Genomic DNA, 22,311 nt, shown 5'->3' with positions numbered 1-22,311 from the left:
GTCAGGCTCCCTTCGCCCACGGAAGCAGATCGCGGTTCTGCGCGATCAGTTCGTCGGCCAGCTGGTCCGCGATGGCGTGCTGGCCGATCAGCGGGTGGGCGAGCAGTGCGTCCGCCACGCGGTCACGACCGCCGTGGATCGCGGCTTCCAGCGCCAGGTACTCGTACGCGGTGACGTGCGAGATCAGGCCGGAGATGGTCGGTTCCACCGGGCGCACCGGCAGCGGGACGCCGCCGTTGGAGTCCACAGTGGAGGAAACTTCGATCACGGCGTCGTCCGGCAGGAACGGCAGCGTGCCCCGGTTCAACACGTTCACGACGTGCTTCTCGGCACCCGCGCCACCGGTCAGCGCGTGCACGAGCTGCACGGCCGCCTCGGAGTAGTACGCGCCGCCGCGCTGGGACAGTTGTTCCGGCTTCGTGACCACGGAGGGGTCGTTGTAGATGCCGAGCAGTTCCTTCTCGACCGCGGCAACGATTTCCGCGCGCGGCGGCTCGGTCAGCTGCTTCTTCACGACCTCGTCGTGGTTGTAGAAGTAGTTGAGGTAGTACGACGGCACCATGTTCAGCCGCTGCATCAGCGCGCCATCGAAGCCCATGTGCTCGCTGAGAGGGCCGATGTGCTCGGTCAGCAGCTCCGGCAGGCGGTCGACACCGTTGACGTGGACGCCGCGTTCCCACGTCAGGTGGTTCAGGCCGACGTGCTCCAGCTCCACGTCGAACGGGTCGACGCCGAGCAGTCCGGCCGTCCAGCGCTGGAACCCGATCGCCACGTTGCACAGGCCGATCGCCTTGTGACCTGCCTGCAGCAGAGCACGCGTCACGATGCCCACCGGGTTCGTGAAGTTCACGATCCAGGTGTCCTCGCCCGCCAGCGCACGGACCTTGTCGGCGATGTCGAGCACTACCGGCACCGTGCGCAGAGCCTTCGCGAGGCCGCCGGCGCCGGTGGTCTCCTGGCCGACGCAGCCGCAGCCCAGCGGGAACGTCTCGTCCGACGCCCTGGCCGCCTGGCCGCCGACGCGCAGCTGCAGCAGCACCGCGGAGGCGCCTTCGACGCCTTCTTCCAACGACGTGGTGGTGCGCACCTTCGCCGGGTGGCCCGCGTGCGCCAGCAGACGCTGGCTGAACGGGCCGATGATCGACAGGCGCTGCTCGTCCGGGTCCACCAGGACGATCTCGTCCACCGCCAGGCTGGTGCGACGGCCTGCGATGCCGTCGATCAGTTCCGGTGTGTAGGTGGATCCGCCACCGACGACGGTGAGTTTCATCCTTTGACTCCTGTGAACGTGATTCCCTTGACGAACGACTTCTGGGCGAAGACGAAGAGGATGACGGCCGGGATCATCGTCAGGAACGTCACCGCCATCGACGAGTTCCACTGGACGATGTGCATGCCCTTGAACGTCGCCAGCGCCAGCGACAACGTCCACTGGTCCTTCACTTCGCCGGTGTAGAGCAACGGGCCGAAGTAGTCGTTCCAGGTGAAGAGGAAGCAGAACAGCGCGGTGGCCGCGATGCCAGGCTTGGCCATCGGCACGATGATCCGCACCAGTGCCTGGAACTCCGAACAGCCGTCCACCCTCGCCGCGTCCACATAGGACTGCGGGATGGTGAGCATGAACTGGCGCAGCAGGAAGATGCTGAACGCGTCGAACATGAAGTAGGGAGCGATCAACGGGACCAGCGTGCCCGTCAGGCCCAGCGAGGACCACGTGTCGTACAGCGGCACGGCCACGACCTGCGGCGGCAGCATCATCGCGCCGATGACGAGGATGAAGGCCACGTTCCGGCCGCGCCACTTGAGCTTCGCGAGCGCGTAGGCCGCGGGGATCGACGAGAGCAGCATGCCCAGAGTCGCGAGCAGCGAGTACGTGAGGCTGTTGATCAGGTACTGGAACAGCGGGGCCTTCTCGAAGACCTCGACGAAGTTCTCCCAGTGCCACTCGGTCGGCCACAGGTTCGAGGTGAAGGCCTGGTTGTCCGACATCACCGCGGTGAGGAAGACGAACACCACAGGCGTGGCGAACATCAGGCCGAGCGCGAGGCCGATCGCGTGGGTCGCGACCCAGTTCAGGAAACCGCCGACGTCGCGCTTCCTGCGCGGCTGCTCGGGTTCCGCTGATACGTCGACCGGTGGTTTGGTCAGCGTGGCGGTCATGCTCCCGGGCCCCCTTCCTCAGCGGTGGAGTTCTTGCGCATCCGTTGCACCAGCACGATGGTCACGGCGAACGAGATGACGAACAGGACCGTGGCCATGGCGGCCGCGTAGCCCATGTCGAAGTAGCGGAAGCCTTGCGTGTACAGGTAAACCGGGAACGTCAGCGTGGAGTTGTCCGGGAAACCGAGATATTTGGTCGATCCCGTCGCGTCCGCGGCACCGGATCCGGCCGAACCGGCGACCACCGCCTGGGTGAAGAGCTGCAGGGCGAGGATCACCGAGTTCACGATGCCGAAGAGCAGCACCGGCGAGATCGTCGGCAGGGTGACGTGCCACCACCGCCGGATCGGGCCGGCGCCGTCGAGCTCGGCCGCCTCGTACTGCTCCTGCGGCACGTCCAGGATCGCGGCCAGGATGATGATCATCAGGTCGCCGGAGATCCACAGCATGATCGCGGTGATGCCGGGCTTGGCCCACGCCGGGTCGGAGAACCACAGCGGGGAGTCGGCCCCGAACCAGCCGAGCACGGTGTCGAGCGGGCCGCCGTTGGGCCGCATCACCATGAAGAACACCAGCGTCGCGGCCACCGGCGGTGCCAGCGACGGCAGGTAGCAGAGCGTGCGGATCAGTCCGACGCCGGACTTGAGACGTGCGATGACCGACGCCACGCCCAGCGCGAACACCGTCCGCGCGATCGTGAGCACCACGACGAACCACAGCGTGTTCGAGATCGCCTTGATCAGCAAGGGATCCTTGAACATGAACGTGTAGTTGTCGAGGCCGTTGAACTCCGGCGGGTTGATCAGGTCGTACTTCGTGAAGCTGAAGACGATCGTGGCGATCAGTGGATAGCCGAAGAACAGGACGAAGCCGATGATGGCCGGGGCCATGAACCCGAGCACGGCGAGACGGTGGCGGGCACGTGCCCGCCCCCTGCCGGGGGCGGGCCGAGCTCCGAGCGTGGCGGTCATCTTGGGAATCCCCTACTTGCCGCTCTTGGCGATCTGGTCGTCGATGTTCTTGTCGACTTCCTTCAGCCCGGCTGCCAGGTCCGGGACCTTGCCGGACTGGTAGGAGACCGAGAAGTCGGTGACAGCCTTGATGTGCGCGTCACCGATCGGGGTGACCGGGTTGCCCTTGAGCTTGTCGCTCTTGGCCAGGTCGATGAACGTCTTGAACTGCTCGTCCACCTCGAGCTTGGAGCTCTCCATGGCGGCCTTGGTGCTCGGGACGTTCTTGATGGCGTTGGACAGGTCGACGATCGTGTCGGTGTCGAACGTCAGGTGCTTGATCAGCTCCCACGCGGCGCCGGGGTTCTTGGCGCCCTTCGGGATGCCCATGATCGTGCCCGTGGTGAACGCGGTGCCGTACTGGTCGGCCTTCAGCGTCGGGAACGGAGCGGTGCCGAACTTGATCTGCGGCGCCTGGGCCTTGAGGAAGGCGGTGCGGTACTCACCGTCCATCATGATCGCGATCTTGCCCTGGTGGAACGCGTGGTCGGCGGAGTACTCCTGGCCGAGACCGGCGCGGAAGCGCTCGAGCGCGTCGAAGCCGTAGAAGTCCACGAGCTTCTTCTGGAACTTCATCATCTCGGTCCAGCCCGGCGAGGAGGCGAGCGCAGACTTGCCGTCAGCGGTTTCCCACGCGGCGTCGTAGGACGGCGCCAGGATGGTCGGGCGGTTGGCGTAGAAGCCCATCGTGGGCAGGTAACCCGCCACCTCGATGTCGCCGTTCGCGGCCTTCTTCGTCGCCTTCACGGCCGCGTCGTACAGCTCGTCCATCGTCTTCGGCGGCGTCGTGATGCCGGCCGTCGACAGCATGTCCTTGTTGTAGTACATGGCGTAGACGTCGGTGAGCATGGGCATCGCGCAGCGGTTGCCCTTGTACTCGGTGTACTTCTGCACCGCCGGGGACAGCTGGTTCAGGTCGACCTTGTCCCGGTCGAGGTACGCCTTCAGCGGCTGGAACGCGCCGGAGGAGCAGAACTGGCCGATGTTGTCGGTCGTGAACGACAGCGCGACGTCCGGCGTGTTGCCCGAGCGGATACCCGCGGTGATCTTGTCGTCGTCCTGCGAGCCCTCGTGCTTGATCTCGATGTTCGGGAACTTCTTGTTGAACGTCTTGAGGGCCTTGGTGACCTCTTCGTACTCGCGGTCGGAGTAGTTGCTCCAGACCGTGAGCGTCAGCTTGTCGTCCTTACCGGGAGCCGCGGCGGCACCATCAGTGGAACCGCCGCCCTTGCCCGCCGCACATGCGGTGAGGGTCAGCGCTGCGGCGACACAGAGCAAGGCAGCACGGGTGTGCTTGCGCATGTGCACTCCTTCTCGATCAACGTGGGGACCCGGCGACTACAGGGCCGCGGAATGGAGCAGTGGTGGCTGCCGGCAGGCCGAACACCGTCTCGCGTGCAACAGCCAGTGCCGAGTGCAGTGCGCCGCTGCGCACCGGCTTCCCGGTCACCAGAGCCAGTTGGATGGGCGTCCTCGGCACCACCAGTTGCCGCAGTTCCGCGGCAACGAGATCGTTGAGCGTGGTTCCACCTGCCTGGGCGATGTCGCCGGACAGGAGGATGAGTTCCGGGTCGAGCACCGCGACGACGCTAGCCACGCCCGTGGCGATGCGCCTGGCGAGATCACCCATGAACTCCCTGCCCGCCGGTCCCGCGGCCAGCGCCTTGCGCACGGCCCCGTGGCCGTTGCGCGCGGCGAGCCCGTGAGCCCTGGCGAGCTTGCAGATCGACGTGTTGCTGAGCAGCTCCCCGAACGTGCCGCCGGAGCGGTCCGTGTCGGTGTCGGCGGCCGCGCGGTCGGGGATCATCAGCCCGTCGATCTCGCCCGCGCCACCGGAGGCGCCGCGCAGCAGCACCCCGTTGATCACGACAGCGGCACCGACGAGGTCGGCGGGCCAGATGACGACGAAGTCGCGCACCTCGGTGGCCCGTCCGGCGACCATCTCCTCCAGCGCGACGAGGTTGACGTCGTTCTCGACGCTCACCGAGGTCGCGAGCTGCGCGCGCAACCGGCCGGGCATGTCGAAACCGCTCCAGCCAGGCAGATGTGGCGCGTAGGCGAGCTCGCCGTTCGCGGGATTCACCGCGCCAGGACAGCCCACCACGACGTGCAGCAGCTGGTCGGGGCTCAGGCCTGCCTGCCCGCAAGCTTTGCCGACCGCGCTCACGAACGCCTCCAGCACACCGTGCTTCGCGGGCATCGGCGCCTTGTGCTCGGTGAGCACGGCACCGGAGATGTCCGCGATGGCGATGTCGACCGTCTCGGGGGTGAGGTCGATCGCCGCGATGTGCGCAAGCGCCCCGTTGACCGACCACAGCTGGGCACGCGGCCCGCGTCCTCCGCCGCGCAGTCCGTTGCGGACCACGGTGTCGGCGGATTCCAGCCTCGTGAGCAGCTGTGCGGTCGCCGGCTTGGAGAGACCGATCAGGCCTTCCAACTCCGACCTGGTCAGCGGGCCGTTGCGCAGCAAAGCCTCGATCGCAGCGCGGTCGTTGATCTCCCGCAGCAGTCGTGGGCTTCCGGCACGCATTAGGTCCGCTCCTGTCTGTTAACTTTCCAGACGATTTCCGCAGACGGTAGTGACCTGGTTCACCGTGGTCAATCCCCGATATGGGTCCGTTACCTGACTTAGGTTCGCCTAAGGCACCCTGGAACCATGACCGACGTGCGCCAGGAGTCGCTCGCATCACTGCTCGGAGGCCGAGGCGGCGCCCTCGACGCCTCTTTGCCCCCGCTGGCGTTCGTCGCGGGGTGGCTGATCTGGGGCCATTCGATCGGCGCGGGCGCGGTGGCGGCTGTCCTGTGCGGCCTGGTGATCGCCGCAGTGCGGTTCGTCCGCGGCGAGAGGCCCCGCGCGGTGATCCTGTCCGTCCTGCTGGTCGTGGCCGCCGCCCTGGTCGCCCTCTACACGGGCCGCGTCGAGGACTTCTTCCTCATCCAGCTGCTGTCCAACGTCGCCTCGGCGCTGGCGTGGACCGGGTCGATCGCCATCCGCTGGCCGTTGCTCGGCGTGGTGGTGGGGACGCTTTTGGGGCAGAAGACTCGGTGGCGGCGCGATCCTGCGTTGCTGCGGGCCTACTCCTTGGCCTCTTGGGCCTGGGTTGGGCAGTACGTGCTGCGGGTCGCTGTCTTCACGCCGTTGTGGCTCGATGCTCAGGTTTTGTGGCTGGCCACGGTTCGGGCTGTGTTGTCTTGGCCGTTGCAGATCGTCTGCATTCTGGTGTCGGGGTGGTTGTTGAAGCGGGCTCTGCCTGCTGATCATCCCGGGTTCCGGCATCCGCAGGTGCCGGAGGCTGCTTAGGTCAGCGCTTTTTCTTCTTGCTGGAGCCGGGAGCCGTGCCGGTCTTGGGCGGCGGGGGCGGCGGTTCGGGGAACGCCTCGATCCGGTCCTGGGTCTCCATGAACTCCAGGAAGTTCTTGAAGCAGAAGCGGTATGCGAGATAGCAGAAGCCGACTGCGACGAGGCCGAGTCCGGCGACGACCACCTGAGCCCCCTTGTCCAGCCCGCCAGTGGTGCCCCAATCCTCCTGCAGCTCCGGCGAGCCTGTGACCAGCGACAACGTGATCATCGTCAGCATGTAGAGCGGCATGAGCAGGAACGCACCCACCAGGCACAGGATGTACGGGCGGCTGTCGGTCCGGTACTCCGACTGCGCCGCACGGGGCTGGTCACGCTGCTTCCTCGCTCGACGGTTGCTCGACCAGAGCGGCCTCTCGACCAGCTCGACACCTGCCGAACGCGTCTGCACCATCGCAAGCGCTTCCGCGCCGACCTTCTCGGTCACCGGAATCAGCAGTTCGCGGGCAGTGCCGATGACGTGCAGGGCGGGACCGGGCGGTACGTCGAACGTGCGCGGCTTCCCCACGTCGCCGTCGGTGTAGATGATCACCTGACAGACCATCTCCTGCTCGATCTGCACGAGTTCGATCGAGCGCATTGCCGTCCACGGGACCGCGACCACATCACGAGACCGCTTTCGGCGTGACGCCAGGCTGTCCAGCACCAGTCGGTCCTCGCGCACGCAAAGCCGGGCTTTCAACCCCCTGGTGGGGAACGGAATCTCCAGCTTCGACCGGGCCAACGAGGACGTGACCGGGCGAGTGGTGACCAGCACGACCAACTCGCTCAAGGCCCAGCACACCACGATCAGGCCTGCTCCGATCGCCCACCCGATCGGTCGATCATGATCGCCGGCGATCTGCACGCTGTGGAAGACCGCCATGAACACGCCGGGGAAGGCTGCCCAGCGAGCCCAGACCCGCCACATCGGCAATCGGCGGCGGTGCCAGCAGAGGCCGACGATGGTGATCACCCAGAACGCGACGGCTCCGGCGGCCAGTTCGTCGAGACTGGTCGGCTGGACGGACTTCCGGCCGGCGAGGGTGTTCTCCCATCCGGCCAGGCGGGTGGCGACGACCAGTGCGAGGACAGCGGCGAACGCGATCAGCGCCAGACCGGCTGTCCGGCGGAGGAACCGCTCGATCACAGTTCGCCCACCTTGCGCTGCTCCTCCCAGTACTCGCGCCACTCCTTGTTCCGCTCGTCCTGCTTCACCTGGGCATCGGTCTCTCGGTGGGACTGGTCGCTCCACTCCTGTGCCATCGCGTTGCCGAGGATCTTCGGGTACTTCGGCAGAGCGATCTCGGGGAACTCCTTCCCGCCGATCTTGGGAGTGATCCCGCCGTCGAACATGCCGGCCGCGGTGTCGAGCCGGCGGTCGCCGAGGCCCAGGTTGTCGCGGAGGTTGTGGTTGACGTTGTCGCCGAGGTCCGCCTTGACCTTGCTGTAGTCCTTGTCGAGCTTGTCGCCCCGCTGGCCGAGTTCCTTGAGCTTGTCGACGTCCTTCGCGTCGAGCTTGCCCGCCTGCGCCTTCTTCGCCATGTGCAGCGCCTGCTGGGCGTGCTTCGCGGCGTCCTGGTTGTACTGCTTCACGCTCGACCTGAGGTTACGAGTGGTGCCCTTGACCATGTCCCGCGACCTCTTGGCGTCGTCCGCGACCTTCTCGAGCTGCTTGACGACCTTGCTGATCTTCTTGGCGTTCTTGCCCGCAGTGATCGTGCCCTGCACCACGGTGTCCGCGATGAACGCGGCCTGCGAGGCACCGAAGGTGATCGGCGTCAGCGCACTGGCCGCCGCGAACTTGATGATCGCGTTGGAGACGAAGCTCGCGATCGCATCCCGCACCGCTCCGCGGACGACACCCACAGCAGAGGCAGCGACCGTCATGGCGGAGGCAGCCGAGGTGGCGTGGCTCGCGCCTCCCGCGACGACGTTCGAGAAGTCCTGCACGGCCTTGCGGTAGCCGTCGACCGCGGCACCTTGAGACTCGCTGAGCGAGCTCAGCGTGCCGGAGTACTTGTCGGCGGTCTCCTGCATGCGCTTGGCGATGTTGCTCCACGTCAGCGCCATCGCGTTCACCGCGTCGGGGTCGCCCGCCAGCAGGTCGAGGCCCTCCTTGAGGAACCCGATGTGCTCGATCAGCCAGCCGATGCCCGCTGACAGGAGGCTGCCCATCGGGTTGGTGACGAACCCGAGCAGGTCCATGCCGAACGCCGCCAGGTCGCCGGCCATCGCGCCCCAGTCGCCCTTGATGCCGTCGTAGATCAGGTTCGCGGAGCTGCTGAAGATGCCCGCCGCGTCCCAGGCCTGGGTCGGGCTGTCGAAGTTCGACTTCTGCGCCAGGCTCATCGGGTCGAACTGCTCGGTCGCGTTGAGCGGGTTCGGTGCTTCGTCGCTCACGGCTGCACCCCGTCCAGGTCCTCACGCAGCTTCTTGAACACCTGACCCATCGCTTCTTCCTGCTCGGCGTAGGTCTGGCGCATCCCCCCGAAGCGCTCGACCACGTCATCACCGGCTGCCTTCACGGCATCGACGTACTCGTTCGCGTCATTCGTCCAGCGCTGCATGACCTCGGCGAAGAACATGCCGACGATGCCCCACGCCTGTGGGTTGCCGATGTAGTCGGAGCCGGCTTCGGCTGCGGAGGGAAGGCCGGCGATGAGGGCCTTCAGCTCACGCTCGTGGGCTTCGAGCACCGCGAGATCGACCTTGAAGCCGGACATCACCAACCACCGTCCTTCTTGAAGAGCGAGCGCTGGTCGAAGTCGGTGTCGTCGTCCGCGGCCGGAGCACGGCGCACAGGTGGTGGCGGCGGTGAGGGCCGGGTCGCTGCCTCGTCGCGCTGTTCCTCGTTCACCACGAACTGCTGCTGTGGCGCGGGTGCATAGGCCTCTTCGTCGGGAACCTCGACGGGCGGGACCTGCTCCTGCAGGAACCGCATCGCGTCGCTGTTCTCCCCGATCACCGGCGCCATGATCGCGGCGATCTGCCCCACGGCCTGAGCCTGCGCCCGCTTAGCCGTGGCCATCACCAACGCCGCCAGGCGCTCCTTCGGCAACTCATCAGCCTTAGACCCGAACGACAGACTCAACAAAGCCCCGCCAGCGCCGACGCTCACCGTCACCGCGCCATCGGAACTCGTGGCCGAACCGGTCAGCTCGGCGATCTTGGACTTGGCTTCCTCGGCGCGTTCGCGCAGCTCGGCGGTGCGCTGCTCGTAATCCGCGAGCAGCTGATTCGGATCGGTCACGTTCCCCCCAAGCAAAGTGCGTGAAGGGGACGTTACCGAGAGCTACAACGAGAAACCTGTCGAACGGCTAAACAGGCCGCGGCGCCGTGGGCCCGAGCACGTCAACAGCCGCCAACCAGGCCGCCCCAGCCGCCCCCTCCGTAGCCATGATCACCTGAGCATTGCAGCGAGTGATCAGCTCCTGCTTCAGATGGATCCCAACAGGAGTCTTGATCAGGCTGCCGACCAGCACGATCGGCGAAGTATCAGAGGGCGAGCGAACAGCGGACGCGGTGTCGGCGAGCAACCGCGCCGCCGAGGCAACGATCGCCAGCGCTTCCGGATCACCGTGGTGATAGGCGGAACTGACCAGCGGGGCGAACTGCGCCAGCTTGATCGGCGGCGCGGAGTTGACCGCGTTGATCAGCTGGGCGCGACCCCGCGCACCGGCGGCCGTCAGCACGGCGGTGGCCAGGCCTTCCAGGGGTGCGCCCAGATCGAGCAACCGCAACGTCGCGCGCACCGCCTCGCGGCCCAGCCAGAACGCCGAGCCGTCGTCGCCGATCAGCCAGCCGTAGCCGCCTGCCTGGGCGACCATGCGGTGGCCCGCGATCCGGCCGGCGATGGAACCGGTGCCCGCCACCAGAACCGTGCCGTCGGGGGAGGAGGTGCCGGTGGCGAACGCCGCCTCGCAGTCGGTGATCACGCGCATCGGGCACTGCAGGCCCGCGCGTTCCCAGGCCTCCTGGAAGTGCGTGGCGACGGTGGGGTCCGACATCCGCGAGGCGCCGGCCATGCCCAGGACGCCGGAGCGGACCTTGCGGGTGTCCAGGCCGTCCAGGGCTTCTGCCAGGGCCTCGCCGATGTGGGTGGCGGCGACCGTGGGCGGGTGCGAGTTCGGGTTCGCGCCGCCCGCCAGGCCCTGGCCCAGGCGGGCGCCGTCCAGATCCAGCACCAAAGCCCTCGTGGACGTGCCACCCGCGTCGAGTCCGACCACCAGATCCATAAAGACCGAGTATGCCGAGAGACGCTCAGCTAAGGCACGCCCAACCGGGTATCACCGCGCTAGCGCACGGTTACCGGTTGCGTTGTGGTGGAACAACACCAACGATCCAGAAGGAACTTGATCACCCGGATGGACCACAGTGGACAGTGACGGGACGACCAATTCGTAGGAGAAGACGGCAGAAGGAGCAACGTCGACCAGCCTGTCGGGGTCGCCGGGTGCGGTGTAGGGACTGTGCACGCCGACGGCGTAGGTCACGGGGCCGGACGGCAGCACTGACCGCGAGACCGGCAGCACCACGACGTCGCTGTCGAACACGTTCGTGTCGAACGAGCCGTCCAGGCCGTTCAACGGCTGCTCGTCGATGACCTCGTCCGACTCCACGTCGGTGGTGCGTGCAAGCCAGATGTCGGCGATCACGTCGTCGTCGGCGTTGGTCGGCTTCACGGCCTTGGTCACGAACTTCTTGCCGCCCACCGAGAAACGCACCTCCGGCTGGATGTTGCTGCCGAGGTTCACCCACGTGTCCCACGTCGCGACGCCGAACGCCAGCAGGTCTGGGGTCGCCGTCGCGCCCACGTAACGGAGATCGGCGCCGCGGGCGGTGCGGTTGATCGCGCAGTCGGTCTGGAGGTCGGGGCCGCAGTCCGGCAGGCGGTCCGAGCGGGCGCCGAGCTGCAGCACGGTCATCCTGGAAAAGTAATCCTGCTGATCAAGGCCTCGCCCGGCGACCTTGCCGCCTGCCACGGTCAGACGCGAGACCGGCTTCGGCGCCGCGTACACGGGCACGCGCAGCGAACGGTCGCCGGTGAACATCAGCAGGCCGGACGCCTCCGCCAGGAACTGCCGTCCATCGGTCAGGTCCACCGTCGGATCTGGTGTCTTGCGCAACGCCGCCGGGTTCGCGATTCGCAGCTGCACGGCTACCGACGCCGACCCGCCCGGCGGCAGCACCACGTGCGGCGTCGCTACCTGGAAGGACACGCCCTGCACCGCGGTGATCGGTTCGTACCGCGCGTGCAGGCGGACGGTCTCCGTGCCCTTGTTGACCAGGCGGATCGTTCGGCCGGTCAGCACCGGACCGCCGACCTCGACCGTGCCGAACGACGCGTCACCCACGGCCAGCACGTCCGCGGACAACGCCGCGAGCCCGTCCACCCGGCCCGCACCGACCCGCATCGGGGCCTCGCGCACGCCGTCAGCGGATCGCACCACGCCCGAAGCGGTGTTCATCAGCGCTGCCTTGAGCTCCGGGACAGTCCACTGTGGATGTACCTCGCGCAGCAAGGCGGCGATGCCGGCCACGTGTGGCGTGGCCATCGAGGTACCGCCCAGCGAGGCGCCGTCGGAGGCTGTCCCGGCAGCCGCTGAGAAGATCGTGTCACCTGGCGCGGCCACCGCGATCGACGAGCGGGATCGCGAGGACGAAGGCGTGATCGTGTCCGCGATCGCCGGCTCCAGCGACGGCACCGCGAGCTTCAAGGCGGAAGTCATGCGCACGGCCAACGTCCCTGCTTCCAGCGCAGGCCGCAGGGCTTTGGAAGCAGCTGCCGTGAGCTGGAACGCCGGAATGTGCGCGTTGCCCGCAATCCCCGCGGCGAACACCGGCAATGTGGTCGGCAGCAGCACGCCGGCAGCTCCGGCCTTCCACGCGTTGTCGGTGCGCCCGCCGGAACCGCAGGCGCGCGTGGCGTCGTTGTCGTCCCACTCCAGCCAGACGATCTTCCCGGCCAGGGCCTCCGTGATCGGCTTGCAGCCGTCCACATTGGACGAGAGCCGCACCACGGGCAGTGAGAGGTCGATCGGCCCCTTGTAGTTGACGCTGTACTGCCCGGCCCACTGCTTGCCCTGCGCCTCGAGGCCGTCCAGCATCGAGAACGCGTCCCGGCTGTTCGCCACCGAGATCGCGTCCGGCGCGTTGGCGGGTGAGCCGCCCACGTCGTAGAAGTCGCCACCGTTGCCCGCCGCCGCGACCACGGCCACTCCGTGCTCCACGAGCTTGCGCACGAACAGCGCGTCCGGGTCGTCCGACGCCCCGAAGTCGGTGCCCAGCGACAGGTTCACCACGTCGAGCCGGTCGGCGAAGTCGCCGTCGCCGTTCGGGTCGAGCGCCCAGTCCAGTGCCTTCGCGGTCAGTTCCGTTCCGCCGTCGCAGCCGAAGACCTTCAACGCGTAGAGCAACGCGCGCGGCGCCGTTCCCGGCCCGATCTTCATGGCGTCGAGATCGACGTCCGCGTACGAACCGCGGTAGGTCGTGCCGTCCGCGTTCACGCCGAACCCGGCCGCGGTCCCGGCTACGTGCGTGCCGTGGCCCTCGCAGTCGAGCGGGTCGGCGTCCGGCTCCGGCAGCGATCCGGGCTTCCCGGTGTACGCGTCGCCGGCGAAGTCGTGGCCGCCGACGACCTTGGCGTTCGGGTAGGAGCCGCCGCCGAAGTCCGCGTGCCGGTAGTCGATGCCGGTGTCGATCACCCCGACCTTCACACCGTCGCCGAACCGCCCGAACGACTTCCACGCCTCGGCGGTCCGGGTGAGGCGGACGGCGTGCGCGTTCGTGAGCTTTTTCGGCACCATCCGGTGCACCGCGCGCACCTCAGCCATGCTCGACAAAGCAGACATCCGAGACTTTTCCACCGACAGCACGACGCCCGGCACGGCGTTCGTGGTGCGCGCCACTTCCCGGCCTCCGGACCGGGAGACGACCCGAGATGCGTGCTCGGAGGTCTGGTCCCTGGCTGAACGGGCCTGTGAAACAGACCGCGCATCGACGGCTGCGGCCGAGGTCAGCTCGACGAAAACGGTTACACGCTCGGCGGGTTCGGAGGGTGCGAGCAGTGCGCTCACCAGGAGTGATGCTGCTACCAGCCTCATGATCAATTCCTCCTAGTCATCGGACGACTTCACGCCGAGACCTAGACGAACGTGCCCTTGCGGAGCTATACATCCGATGTATTTCGTGCGGTGTGACTAGAGGAGGAACGGCCGTGCAGCTTCTGCGCCTCGGGCCGGTCGGCGACGAACGTCCCGCAGTGAAGGTCGACGACGGGACCACATACGACCTCCTGCCGATCACCCCGGACATCGACGGCGCGTTCCTCGCGAACGACGGCGTGGCACGCACCAGGCAGGCGCTCGAAGCCGGCGAGCTGGAGGTCCTGAACGTCGAAGGACTGCGGGTCGGGCCGCCGCTGGCGCATCCGGGCAAGGTCATCTGCATCGGCCTCAACTACCGCGACCACGCGGAGGAGACCGGCGCCGCCATCCCCGGCGAGCCGGTGATGTTCCTCAAGACGCCGGACACGATCGTCGGCCCGTACGACGAGGTGCTCGTCCCGCGCCGGTCGGTGAAGACCGACTGGGAGGTCGAGCTCGGCGTCGTCATCGGGCGCACCGCTCGCTACCTCGAGTCCGAAGAGGACGCTCTGAGCTGCATCGGGGCGTACGTGCTCTCGCACGACGTCTCTGAGCGGGAGTTCCAGATCGAGCGCGGCGGGACGTGGGACAAGGGCAAGAACTGCGAGACGTTCAACCCGCTCGGCCCCTTCCTGGTCCCTGCCGACGAGATCGCGGACCCGCAGAGCCTGGAGATGCGGCTCTGGGTGAACGGCGAGCTCAAGCAGAACTCGTCAACCAAGAACATGATCTTCCCGGTGGCGGAGATCGTGCGCTACCTGAGCCAGTTCCTTGTCCTTCGACCGGGTGACGTCATCAACACAGGTACACCCGCTGGTGTCGCTCTCGGCCAGCCGGAGCCCAAGCCGTACCTGCGCGCCGGTGACGTCGTCGAGCTGGAGATCGAGGGCCTCGGGAAGCAGCGGCAGACCCTGGGGCAGGCCTGAACCATGCCCAAGATCACCGCACTGGACGTGCTGGACATCCGGTTCCCCACGTCGCGTGAGCTGGACGGGTCCGACGCGATGAACCCGGACCCGGACTACAGCGCCGCGTACGTGGTGCTGCGGACCGACGAGGGACCGGAGGGCCACGGGCTCGCGTTCACCATCGGCCGCGGCAACGACGTGCAGGCCGCCGGCATCAAGGCGCTGGCACCGCACGTCGTCGGCAAGGACGTGCCGGAGAACGCGAAAGCGCTGGCAGAGCTGTACTTCGAGCTGATCGGCGACTCGCAGATCCGCTGGCTCGGCCCGGAGAAGGGCGTCGCGCACATGGCGATCGGCGCGGTGGTCAACGCCGCGTGGGACCTCGCCGCCCGCCGCGCCGGGTTACCCGTCTGGCGGTTCCTCGCCCAGATGACGCCCGAGGAGATCGTCAGCCTCGTCGACTTCCGCTACCTCTCCGATGCGCTGACGCCCGACGAAGCGCTGCAGATCCTGCGCAAGGTCGAGCACGGCAAGGCCGAACGTGCGGAGACCATTGCCCGCGACGGATATCCGGCCTACACGACGTCACCCGGCTGGCTCGGCTACTCCGACGAGAAGCTCGCCGGGCTCGCGCGGCAGGCACTCGCCGACGGCTTCGACATGATCAAGCTCAAGGTCGGCGGCAGCCTCGACGACGACGTGCGCAGGATGAAGCTCGCCCGCGAGGTCGTCGGCGACGAGGTGCGCGTGGCGGTGGACGCGAACCAGCGCTGGGACGTCGACACGGCGGTGCGCTGGATGCGTGAGCTCGCGCCCTACAACCCGTATTGGATCGAGGAGCCGACCTCACCGGACGACGTGCTGGCGCACCGCGCGATCGCGGACGCGCTGGCCCCGATCCGGGTCGCCACCGGCGAGCACGTGCAGAACCGCGTGATCTTCAAGCAGCTCCTGCAGGCCGGCGCGATCGACGTGCTGCAGCTCGACGCCTGCCGGGTGGCCGGTGTGAACGAGAACCTCGCGATCCTGTTGCTGGCCAGGAAGTTCGAGATCCCGGTGTGCCCGCACGCCGGCGGTGTCGGGCTCTGCGAGCTGGTCAGGCACCTGTCGTTCTTCGACTACGTCGCCGTCTCCGGCGAGGTCGGCGAGCGCGTGATCGAGTGGGTCGACCACCTGCACGAGCACTTCCTGGACCCGGCCGTCGTCGAGAACGGCCGTTACCTGGCACCCGCCGCGCCGGGATTCTCCGCTCAGCTCAAAGACGAGACGCTGTCCGACTACCTGTACCCGGAGGGTCCGGTGTGGACGGCATTGGAGGGCGAGAGTGACTGACTTCGAAGGCCTTGTCGCCGTTGTCACGGGCGGCGCGTCCGGCATCGGCCTCGCGACGGCGAACCTGCTGTCGTCGCGCGGGGCGACGGTCGTGGCGCTGGACCTGAACCCGGACGTGAAGGACCCGCTCGTCGGCATCCGCGCGGACGTGTCGGACGACGAGAGCGTGAAGGCCGCGATCGACGAGGTCGTGCAGCGGTTCGGCCGCCTCGACGTCGTGGTGAACAACGCGGGCATCGGCGCGCAGGGCGACGTGGCGGCCAACTCCGACGAGGAGTGGTCGAAGGTCCTGAACGTCAACGTGCTCGGCATGGTCCGCGTGTCGCGGGCCGCGTTGCCGCACCTGAGGAACTCGCCGTCCGCGGCGATCGTGAACACCTGCTCCATCGCTGCCTGGGCCGGGCTCCCGCAGCGCGCTCTCTACTCGGCCAGCAAGGGCGCGGTGTACTCGCTGACGCTCGCGATGGCCGCCGACCACGTGCGCGAAGGCATTCGCGTCAACGCGGTCGCCCCCGGCACGGCGGACACCCCGTGGGTGGGCCGCCTGCTCGACTCGGCGCCGGATCCGGCAGCCGAACGGGCCGCACTGGAGGCACGTCAGCCGCACGGGCGACTTGTCTCCGCCGACGAGGTCGCGGGAGCCGTCGCCTACCTGGCGAGCCCGCTGTCCGGTTCCACCGCAGGCACCATCCTGGCTGTCGACGGTGGCATGTACGGGTTGCGCTTGCGCCCCAAGCAGCAGTGATGAAAGGCCATACAACGATGAAGCGTCGCAACCTCACCGCCGCGGTGTGCCTCGCGCTCGCCGGTGCACTCACATTGACCGCTTGTGGCAGCGGGGCCAGCGGGTCCGGGGCCGGAGGCGTCGGCCCGATCGGTGCCGACCACCCGCGCGCCGACTCCGACTTCTGGAACTCGTACATCAAGTACTTCCCGGACAAGGCCAAGGAACTCGGCATCAACCTGCTGAACCCCACCAACTCGCAGAACAAGGTGGAGACGCTGGTCGCGAACGCCCAGTCGCTGCAGTCGCAGGGCGCCAAGGCGATCGTGATGGCGCCCCAGGACACCGGCGCCATCGCGTCCACTTTGGACCGGCTGGACAAGGCGGGCATCCCGGTCGTCACCGTCGACACCCGTCCGGACAAGGGCAAGACTTACATGGTCGTGCGCGCGGACAACAAGGCGTACGGCGAGAAGGCCTGCAAGTTCCTGGGCGAGAAGCTCGGTGGCAAGGGCAAGGTCATCGAGTTCCAGGGCGCGCTGTCGTCGGTCAACGGCCGGGACCGGTCCGAGGCGTTCGCCGCCTGCATGAAGAAGGACTTCCCCGGCATCACGGTGTTCGAGGAGCCGACCGACTGGGAGGGCCCGAAGGCGTCCGCCGCCCTCACGACCCGCCTGAACCAGCACTCGGACATCAACGGCATCTACATGCAGGCCGGCGGCGTGTTCCTCGCGCCGACGCTGCAGGTGTTGAAGCAGCGGAACCTGCTGGTCCCGCCGACCGACCCGAAGCACGTCTTCATCGTCTCCAACGACGGCATCCCGTCGGAACTGGAGGCGATCCGCAAGGGTGAGATCGACGCGACCGTCTCCCAGCCCGCCGACCTGTACGCGAAGTGGGCGCTGTTCTACGCCAAGGCCGCGGTGGAGAAGAAGACGTTCTCGCCCGGCAAGACCGACCACGACTCCACGATCGTCGACGTCGGCGGCGGCCGTCTCGAGGACCAGCTGCCCGCGCCGCTGATCACCAAGGAGAACGTCGATGACAAGGCGTTCTGGGGCAACCAGATCTGATGAGTGAGTTCGCAGCCATCGCGCGTGGCGTGACGAAGCGGTTCGGGCGGACGCTCGCGTTGGACGACGTGGGCATCGAGATCCGGGCCGGTGAGTCGCACGCGCTCGTCGGGCGCAACGGCGCGGGCAAGTCGACGCTGGTCTCCATCCTCACCGGCATGCAGGTGCCGGACGCGGGCGAGGTCAGCTTCTTCGGCGAGCCCGCGCCGGCCGTGGCCGATCGTGCGGCGTGGCGTCGTCACGTCGCGTGCGTGTACCAGAAGTCGACGGTCGTGCCGGAGCTGTCCGTCGCCGAGAACCTGTTCATCAACCGGCAGGACCTCGGCGGCGGCCTGATCAGCTGGAAGAAGCTGCGGCACCAGGCTGCTGAGCTCCTGGAGACCTACGACGTCGCGGTGAACCCGGACGAACTCGTGTCCGCGCTGACCGTCGAGCAGCGGCAGCTCGTGGAGATCGCGCGGGCGCTGTCGATCGGCTCACGGTTCGTGATCCTCGACGAGCCGACCGCGCAGCTCGACGGCCCGGCGATCGAGCGGCTGTTCGACCGGATGAGGTCGTTGCAGGACAAGGGAGTGACGTTCCTGTTCATCTCCCACCACCTGCAAGAGGTCTACGAGGTCTGCCAGACGGTGACGGTCTATCGCGACGCGCGGCACATCGTCACCGCGCCGGTCGACGAGATGTCCAAGCCGGACCTGATCGAGGCGATGACCGGTGAGGCAGGCGGGCTGAACGTGCCGAGCGGCGACGACCGGCCGTCGTCCGAGGATCTTGTGCTGACCGTGTCCTCGTTGAGCGGCGAGCACTTCTCGGACATCTCGCTGTCGGCGACGCGCGGTGAGGTCATCGGGCTCGCCGGCAGTGCGTCGTCGGGCAAGCACGAGTTCGCCGAGACCGTCTACGGGTTGCGCAAGCCGTCCGTCGGCACGATCTCGGTGAACGGTGCCGCTGTGCGCAGCGGCGATGTTCCGGCTGCTCTTCGGGCCGGAATCGGCTGTGTGCCAAGGGATCGCCACCACCAGGGGCTCGTGCTGGACCTGTCGATCGCGGAGAACGCGACGATGAGCACGGCGGGCGCCTTCGTGTGGCCGTCGGCGCAGCGTTCCGCCGGCAGCACCGCGATCGCGTCGTACGACGTGAAGGCGGCGGGGCCGGACCAGCCGGTGTCCGACCTGTCCGGCGGCAACCAGCAGAAGGTCGTGATGGCGCGTGCGCTGGCAGGCGACCCGTCCGTGCTGGTGCTGATCAACCCGACCGCGGGCGTCGACGTGAAGTCCAAGGAGTCGCTGCTCGGGGTCGTCGACGCGCAGGCGCGCCGGGGCAAGGCGGCGATCGTCGTGTCGGACGAGCTCGACGACCTCCGGGTCTGCGACCGTGTTCTGGTGCTGTTCCACGGCCAGGTCGTGCGGGAGTTCGCACGGGGCTGGCGCGATCAGGAACTCATCGCGGCTATTGAGGGAATGAGCTCGGAATGACGAAAGCCATGACTCCGCCGGTCTCGGCTCCTACGCCGCCTGGGAAGCAGAAGTTCCAGTTCGCGCGGTACCAGGACCTCGCGCTGGTCCCGGTGATCATCCTCCTGCTGATCATCGGGGCGATCCTCTCGCCGATCTTCCTGACGCCCGGCAACCTGATCGCGGTGCTGACACAGCAGAGCGAGCTGTCGTTGCTGGTGCTGGGCCAGGCGATGATCCTGATCGTCGGCAAGATGGACCTCTCGCTGGAGTCCACGGTCGGCCTCGCACCGGCGCTGGCGGTCGCGTTGATCATCCCCGCGTCGGCAGGTGGGCTCGACGTCGGTCTGGCCGCGTGGATGGCGTTGCCGTTGTGCCTGCTGATCGGTGTCGGGATCGGTGGCCTGAACGGGTTCCTGATCCTGAAGGTCGGACTGTCCGGGTTCATGGTGACGCTGGGCATGCTGACGATGCTGCGCGGTCTGCAGCTCGCGATCACCGAGGGCAAGTCGCTGATCGACGTGCCGGAGTCGTTCCTGTACCTGGGTTCCACGACCTGGCTGGGTCTGCCGGCGGCGGTGTGGATCTGCATCGTCTGTTACGCGGCAGGCATCTTCGTGCTGAAGTACCTGCGCGCCGGTCGGTCGCTCTACGCGATCGGCGGCAACTCGGAGGCCGCGCGGGCCGCCGGTATCCGGGTGGACCGCGTGGTGTGGATCGTCCTGATCATCGGTTCGGTGCTGGCCGTGATCGCGGGCATCCTGATGACCGGCCGGCTCGGCTCGGTCGCCGCGACGCAGGGCGAGGGCATGATCTTCCAGGTCTTCGCGGCCGCGGTGATCGGCGGCATCTCGTTGCAGGGCGGCAAGGGCACGCTGTTCGGTGCGCTGTCCGGCGTGCTGATGCTCGGCCTGGTCGAGCAGATCCTGCGGTTGCAGGGCGTGTCCGGCTTCTACATCAAGGCCTCGTACGGCGCGGTGATCATCCTGGCGCTGATCGTGACGCGGTTCGCGACCGGCCAGAAGCAGGAGTGAGTCTTGGAGACCGTTGCACTGCACACCCGGCTTCGTGAAGGCCGGGAAGCCGACTACGACCGCGTTCACGCTCGGATTCCGGTCGAGCTGGATGTCGCGTTGCGCGAGGCCGGGGTGCACTCGTGGCGGATCTGGCGCAGCGGGCGGGAGCTGTTCCACCTGGTCGAGGTGGACGACTACCGCGCGATGCGGGCGTTTCTCGCCGAGCACCCGGCGAACATCCCGTGGCAGGCTGAGATGGCCGCGCTGCTGGAGGTCGAGGACGACTACTCCGGTGCCGAACCCGATGTGCGACTTGTGTGGGAGCTGCCGTGAAGGTTGCTGTTTCTCGTCTGGGCTTCGGCGCCGCGCCGATCGGCAACCTGTACCGGGAGGTCTCCGACGAGGAGGCTTTCGGTGCGGTCGAGGCCGCCTGGCAGACCGGTGTCCGCTACTTCGACACCGCGCCGCACTACGGGCTCGGGTTGTCGGAACGGCGTCTCGGCGTTGCTCTGGCCGGTCGGCTTCGCGACGAGTACGTGATCTCCACGAAGGTCGGGCGGCTGCTGGAGCCGTTCGACGGCTCCGGGCTCGACGACGAGGGCTTCGCGGTGCCGCGGCACTTCCGCCGGATTCGCGACTACTCCGCCGACGGTGTCCGTCGGTCCATCGAGTCCTCTTTGGAGCGTCTCGGGACCGACCGGGTGGAGATCGTCTACCTCCACGATCCGGATGACTACTGGGACGTTGCTTTTGAGGAGGCCTACCCGGCTCTTGAGGAGCTGCGGTCGCAGGGCGTCGTCGGCGCGATCGGCGTCGGCATGAACCAGTGGGAGATGCCGGAGCGGTTCGTCCGCGAGACCGACATCGACGTGGTGATGCTGGCCGGGCGGTACACGCTGCTGGAACAGCCTTCGCTGCCGTCGTTCCTGCCGCTGTGCGTTGAGCGCGGCGTTTCGGTGGTGGCGTGCGGCGTGTTCAACTCCGGCCTGCTGTCGAAGCCTTCGGTGGCTGCCGATGCGAAGTACAACTACGAGGAAGCGCCCGCTGCACTGGTCATGCGGGCTCGCTCGATCGCTGAGGTGTGCGGGCGGCACGGCGTCACGTTGCCCGAGGTCGCGATCCAGTTCGCTTTGGGTCATCCCGCCGTGGTGTCGGTGGTGATCGGCTCGCGGACGGCGGAGCAGATGAACGCCAACGCGGCCGCGTTCGACAAGCCGATCCCCGGCGAGCTGTGGGACGAGCTGAAATCGTTGAACCTGCTGGGTTCGGAGGTGCCCACCCCGTGATCGTCGACGCTCACCACCACCTGTGGGACCTCTCCGTGCGGGACCAGGACTGGATCACCGATCCGCCGATGGGCGTGATCCGGCGGTCGTTCCTGGAGCCGGACTTCATCGCTGCCGCGCCATCTGTTTCTGCTTCTGTGCTGGTGCAGACGGTGTGCGTGCCCGAGGAGACGCCGGAGTTCCTCGCGGTGGCGGCTTCTTCCGACGTCGTTGGCGCGGTGGTGGGCTGGACCGACCTGACCTCTGCTTCGGTCGGCGATGCACTGGCGTCGTTGCTGGACAGCCCCAACGGCTCCTGGCTGCGGGGGATCCGGCATCAGGTCCAGGGTGAGCCGGATCCGGAGTGGTTGTGCCGCAAGGACGTCTGGCACGGGCTCGCTCAGGTCGGTGCTGCCGGGCTGATCTACGAGCTGCTGACGTTGCCGAGCCAGCTGCCGGCCGCGCGCAAGACCGTGGCGGCCTTGGGAAACGTTTCGTTCGTGGTGGACCACTGCTCGAAGCCCGCGATCGGGTCTGATCCTGGTGAATGGGCTGAGCTGGTGCGGTCTTTGGCCGCGCACGAGAACGTGACGTGCAAGCTGTCCGGTCTGGTCACCGAGGCCGACTGGAAGTCGTGGGACGTTGAACTGCTGCGGCCGTACTTCGAGGTCGTGCTGGACGCGTTCGGGCCGTCGCGGTTGATGTTCGGCTCGGACTGGCCGGTGTGTCTGTTGGCGGCTTCTTTTGAGGAGTGGTTGGGGGCTGCTCGGGAGTTGGTTTCGGAGTTGTCGGCTGATGAGCAGGCTGAGATCTTTTCTGGGACGGCTCGGCGGGTTTACTCGCTTTGAGCGCTGGTCCCGTGTTCGTAGGTGGTCCGGTTGCGA

The 22,311-nt window shown here is 67.5% G+C and carries 21 protein-coding genes; 10 read left to right on the top strand and 11 right to left on the bottom strand.

The genetic code is table 11. The features are described 5' to 3' along the window. Nucleotide 1: 1 nt before the first annotated feature. From ACIA8G_RS40750 to ACIA8G_RS40730, 5 genes are read right to left on the bottom strand one after another with little or no spacing between them, the layout of a single operon-like run. Nucleotides 2-1,270: a 6-phospho-beta-glucosidase gene (locus ACIA8G_RS40750; RefSeq protein ID WP_396424149.1), complete on the bottom strand. Its 1,269-nt coding sequence runs from the start codon at nucleotides 1,268-1,270 to the stop codon at nucleotides 2-4. After that, nucleotides 1,267-2,160, bottom strand: a complete 894-nt coding sequence (locus ACIA8G_RS40745) for a carbohydrate ABC transporter permease (RefSeq protein WP_396424148.1) — start codon at nucleotides 2,158-2,160, stop codon at nucleotides 1,267-1,269. The genes ACIA8G_RS40750 and ACIA8G_RS40745 overlap by 4 nt, the downstream gene beginning before the upstream one ends. Further along, complete coding sequence (locus tag ACIA8G_RS40740; protein ID WP_396424147.1) at nucleotides 2,157-3,131, bottom strand: carbohydrate ABC transporter permease; 975 nt, start codon at nucleotides 3,129-3,131, stop codon at nucleotides 2,157-2,159. The genes ACIA8G_RS40745 and ACIA8G_RS40740 overlap by 4 nt, the downstream gene beginning before the upstream one ends. A gap of 12 nt (nucleotides 3,132-3,143) precedes the next feature. Continuing rightward, a complete protein-coding gene (locus tag ACIA8G_RS40735; RefSeq protein WP_396424146.1) occupies nucleotides 3,144-4,472 on the bottom strand; it encodes an extracellular solute-binding protein in 1,329 nt (442 codons plus the stop codon). A gap of 16 nt (nucleotides 4,473-4,488) precedes the next feature. Beyond that, a complete protein-coding gene (locus ACIA8G_RS40730; protein WP_396424145.1) occupies nucleotides 4,489-5,700 on the bottom strand; it encodes an ROK family protein in 1,212 nt (403 codons plus the stop codon). A 126-nt stretch (nucleotides 5,701-5,826) separates the two neighbouring features. On the opposite strand from ACIA8G_RS40730, the gene ACIA8G_RS40725 reads away from it, so the two are divergent. Further along, complete coding sequence (locus tag ACIA8G_RS40725; RefSeq protein WP_396424143.1) at nucleotides 5,827-6,471, top strand: DUF3159 domain-containing protein; 645 nt, start codon at nucleotides 5,827-5,829, stop codon at nucleotides 6,469-6,471. A gap of 1 nt (nucleotide 6,472) precedes the next feature. Here the strand turns inward: ACIA8G_RS40725 and ACIA8G_RS40720 are convergent, their stop codons facing one another. The 6 genes from ACIA8G_RS40720 to ACIA8G_RS40695 form a co-directional block, all read right to left on the bottom strand. Next, nucleotides 6,473-7,657 carry a hypothetical protein gene (locus tag ACIA8G_RS40720; RefSeq protein WP_396424142.1) on the bottom strand — a complete coding sequence of 395 codons (1,185 nt, stop codon included), beginning with the start codon at nucleotides 7,655-7,657 and terminating at the stop codon, nucleotides 6,473-6,475. Continuing rightward, nucleotides 7,654-8,910: a hypothetical protein gene (locus ACIA8G_RS40715; protein ID WP_396424141.1), complete on the bottom strand. Its 1,257-nt coding sequence runs from the start codon at nucleotides 8,908-8,910 to the stop codon at nucleotides 7,654-7,656. The genes ACIA8G_RS40720 and ACIA8G_RS40715 overlap by 4 nt, the downstream gene beginning before the upstream one ends. After that, the gene (locus ACIA8G_RS40710) at nucleotides 8,907-9,233 is read right to left on the bottom strand and encodes a hypothetical protein (protein WP_396424140.1); all 327 of its coding nucleotides are present in this window, start codon (nucleotides 9,231-9,233) and stop codon (nucleotides 8,907-8,909) included. Before ACIA8G_RS40710 ends, ACIA8G_RS40715 begins: the two co-directional genes overlap by 4 nt. Next, nucleotides 9,233-9,760 carry a YbaB/EbfC family nucleoid-associated protein gene (locus tag ACIA8G_RS40705; protein WP_396424139.1) on the bottom strand — a complete coding sequence of 176 codons (528 nt, stop codon included), beginning with the start codon at nucleotides 9,758-9,760 and terminating at the stop codon, nucleotides 9,233-9,235. The genes ACIA8G_RS40710 and ACIA8G_RS40705 overlap by 1 nt, the downstream gene beginning before the upstream one ends. Before the next feature lie 67 nt (nucleotides 9,761-9,827). Then, on the bottom strand, nucleotides 9,828-10,745 hold the full coding sequence (locus ACIA8G_RS40700; protein ID WP_396424138.1) for an N-acetylglucosamine kinase: 918 nt from the start codon (nucleotides 10,743-10,745) through the stop codon (nucleotides 9,828-9,830). Between the two features lie 51 nt (nucleotides 10,746-10,796). After that, nucleotides 10,797-13,343, bottom strand: coding sequence for a S8 family serine peptidase (locus ACIA8G_RS40695; RefSeq protein WP_396424137.1), 2,547 nt, complete (start codon nucleotides 13,341-13,343; stop codon nucleotides 10,797-10,799). A 383-nt stretch (nucleotides 13,344-13,726) separates the two neighbouring features. Between ACIA8G_RS40695 and ACIA8G_RS40690 the strand changes: the two genes are divergently transcribed. The 9 genes from ACIA8G_RS40690 to ACIA8G_RS40650 are packed head-to-tail and all read left to right on the top strand — an operon-like array spanning nucleotide 13,727 to nucleotide 22,275. Beyond that, a complete protein-coding gene (locus ACIA8G_RS40690) occupies nucleotides 13,727-14,581 on the top strand; it encodes a fumarylacetoacetate hydrolase family protein (protein ID WP_396424136.1) in 855 nt (284 codons plus the stop codon). Nucleotides 14,582-14,584: 3 nt separating this feature from the next. Beyond that, nucleotides 14,585-15,895, top strand: coding sequence for an enolase C-terminal domain-like protein (locus tag ACIA8G_RS40685; RefSeq protein ID WP_396424135.1), 1,311 nt, complete (start codon nucleotides 14,585-14,587; stop codon nucleotides 15,893-15,895). Next, on the top strand, nucleotides 15,888-16,640 hold the full coding sequence (locus tag ACIA8G_RS40680) for an SDR family NAD(P)-dependent oxidoreductase (RefSeq protein ID WP_396424134.1): 753 nt from the start codon (nucleotides 15,888-15,890) through the stop codon (nucleotides 16,638-16,640). The genes ACIA8G_RS40685 and ACIA8G_RS40680 overlap by 8 nt, the downstream gene beginning before the upstream one ends. A gap of 17 nt (nucleotides 16,641-16,657) precedes the next feature. Beyond that, the gene (locus ACIA8G_RS40675; RefSeq protein WP_396424133.1) at nucleotides 16,658-17,692 is read left to right on the top strand and encodes a sugar ABC transporter substrate-binding protein; all 1,035 of its coding nucleotides are present in this window, start codon (nucleotides 16,658-16,660) and stop codon (nucleotides 17,690-17,692) included. Continuing rightward, nucleotides 17,692-19,167 carry a sugar ABC transporter ATP-binding protein gene (locus ACIA8G_RS40670; protein ID WP_396424132.1) on the top strand — a complete coding sequence of 492 codons (1,476 nt, stop codon included), beginning with the start codon at nucleotides 17,692-17,694 and terminating at the stop codon, nucleotides 19,165-19,167. The genes ACIA8G_RS40675 and ACIA8G_RS40670 overlap by 1 nt, the downstream gene beginning before the upstream one ends. Continuing rightward, a complete protein-coding gene (locus ACIA8G_RS40665; protein ID WP_396424131.1) occupies nucleotides 19,164-20,180 on the top strand; it encodes an ABC transporter permease in 1,017 nt (338 codons plus the stop codon). The genes ACIA8G_RS40670 and ACIA8G_RS40665 overlap by 4 nt, the downstream gene beginning before the upstream one ends. A 3-nt stretch (nucleotides 20,181-20,183) precedes the next feature. Next, on the top strand, nucleotides 20,184-20,495 hold the full coding sequence (locus tag ACIA8G_RS40660) for an L-rhamnose mutarotase (RefSeq protein WP_396424130.1): 312 nt from the start codon (nucleotides 20,184-20,186) through the stop codon (nucleotides 20,493-20,495). After that, complete coding sequence (locus ACIA8G_RS40655; RefSeq protein ID WP_396424128.1) at nucleotides 20,492-21,448, top strand: aldo/keto reductase; 957 nt, start codon at nucleotides 20,492-20,494, stop codon at nucleotides 21,446-21,448. Before ACIA8G_RS40660 ends, ACIA8G_RS40655 begins: the two co-directional genes overlap by 4 nt. Further along, nucleotides 21,445-22,275 (top strand): amidohydrolase family protein, encoded by an 831-nt coding sequence (locus tag ACIA8G_RS40650; protein ID WP_396424127.1) that lies wholly within the window; start codon nucleotides 21,445-21,447, stop codon nucleotides 22,273-22,275. Before ACIA8G_RS40655 ends, ACIA8G_RS40650 begins: the two co-directional genes overlap by 4 nt. The last annotated feature ends 36 nt before the right edge of the window (nucleotides 22,276-22,311 follow it).

Origin of the sequence: Lentzea sp. NPDC051213 (assembly GCF_044455585.1) — a bacterium.
GTDB lineage: Bacteria > Actinomycetota > Actinomycetes > Mycobacteriales > Pseudonocardiaceae > Lentzea.
Note: the sequence above shows the minus strand (reverse complement) of the source record. Positions and strands in the feature narration are given on the sequence as shown.

What these genes read in the sequence shown, in the direction of transcription:
- ACIA8G_RS40750 (WP_396424149.1), bottom strand. Translation starts at nt 1,270, where the DNA reads ATGAAACTCACCGTCGTCGGTGGCGGATCCACCTACACACCGGAACTG.
- ACIA8G_RS40745 (WP_396424148.1), bottom strand. Translation starts at nt 2,160, where the DNA reads ATGACCGCCACGCTGACCAAACCACCGGTCGACGTATCAGCGGAACCC.
- ACIA8G_RS40740 (WP_396424147.1), bottom strand. Translation starts at nt 3,131, where the DNA reads ATGACCGCCACGCTCGGAGCTCGGCCCGCCCCCGGCAGGGGGCGGGCA.
- ACIA8G_RS40735 (WP_396424146.1), bottom strand. Translation starts at nt 4,472, where the DNA reads ATGCGCAAGCACACCCGTGCTGCCTTGCTCTGTGTCGCCGCAGCGCTG.
- ACIA8G_RS40730 (WP_396424145.1), bottom strand. Translation starts at nt 5,700, where the DNA reads ATGCGTGCCGGAAGCCCACGACTGCTGCGGGAGATCAACGACCGCGCT.
- ACIA8G_RS40725 (WP_396424143.1), top strand. Translation starts at nt 5,827, where the DNA reads ATGACCGACGTGCGCCAGGAGTCGCTCGCATCACTGCTCGGAGGCCGA.
- ACIA8G_RS40710 (WP_396424140.1), bottom strand. Translation starts at nt 9,233, where the DNA reads ATGTCCGGCTTCAAGGTCGATCTCGCGGTGCTCGAAGCCCACGAGCGT.
- ACIA8G_RS40700 (WP_396424138.1), bottom strand. Translation starts at nt 10,745, where the DNA reads ATGGATCTGGTGGTCGGACTCGACGCGGGTGGCACGTCCACGAGGGCT.
- ACIA8G_RS40695 (WP_396424137.1), bottom strand. Translation starts at nt 13,343, where the DNA reads ATGGCTGAGGTGCGCGCGGTGCACCGGATGGTGCCGAAAAAGCTCACG.
- ACIA8G_RS40685 (WP_396424135.1), top strand. Translation starts at nt 14,585, where the DNA reads ATGCCCAAGATCACCGCACTGGACGTGCTGGACATCCGGTTCCCCACG.
- ACIA8G_RS40675 (WP_396424133.1), top strand. Translation starts at nt 16,658, where the DNA reads ATGAAGCGTCGCAACCTCACCGCCGCGGTGTGCCTCGCGCTCGCCGGT.
- ACIA8G_RS40670 (WP_396424132.1), top strand. Translation starts at nt 17,692, where the DNA reads ATGAGTGAGTTCGCAGCCATCGCGCGTGGCGTGACGAAGCGGTTCGGG.
- ACIA8G_RS40665 (WP_396424131.1), top strand. Translation starts at nt 19,164, where the DNA reads ATGACGAAAGCCATGACTCCGCCGGTCTCGGCTCCTACGCCGCCTGGG.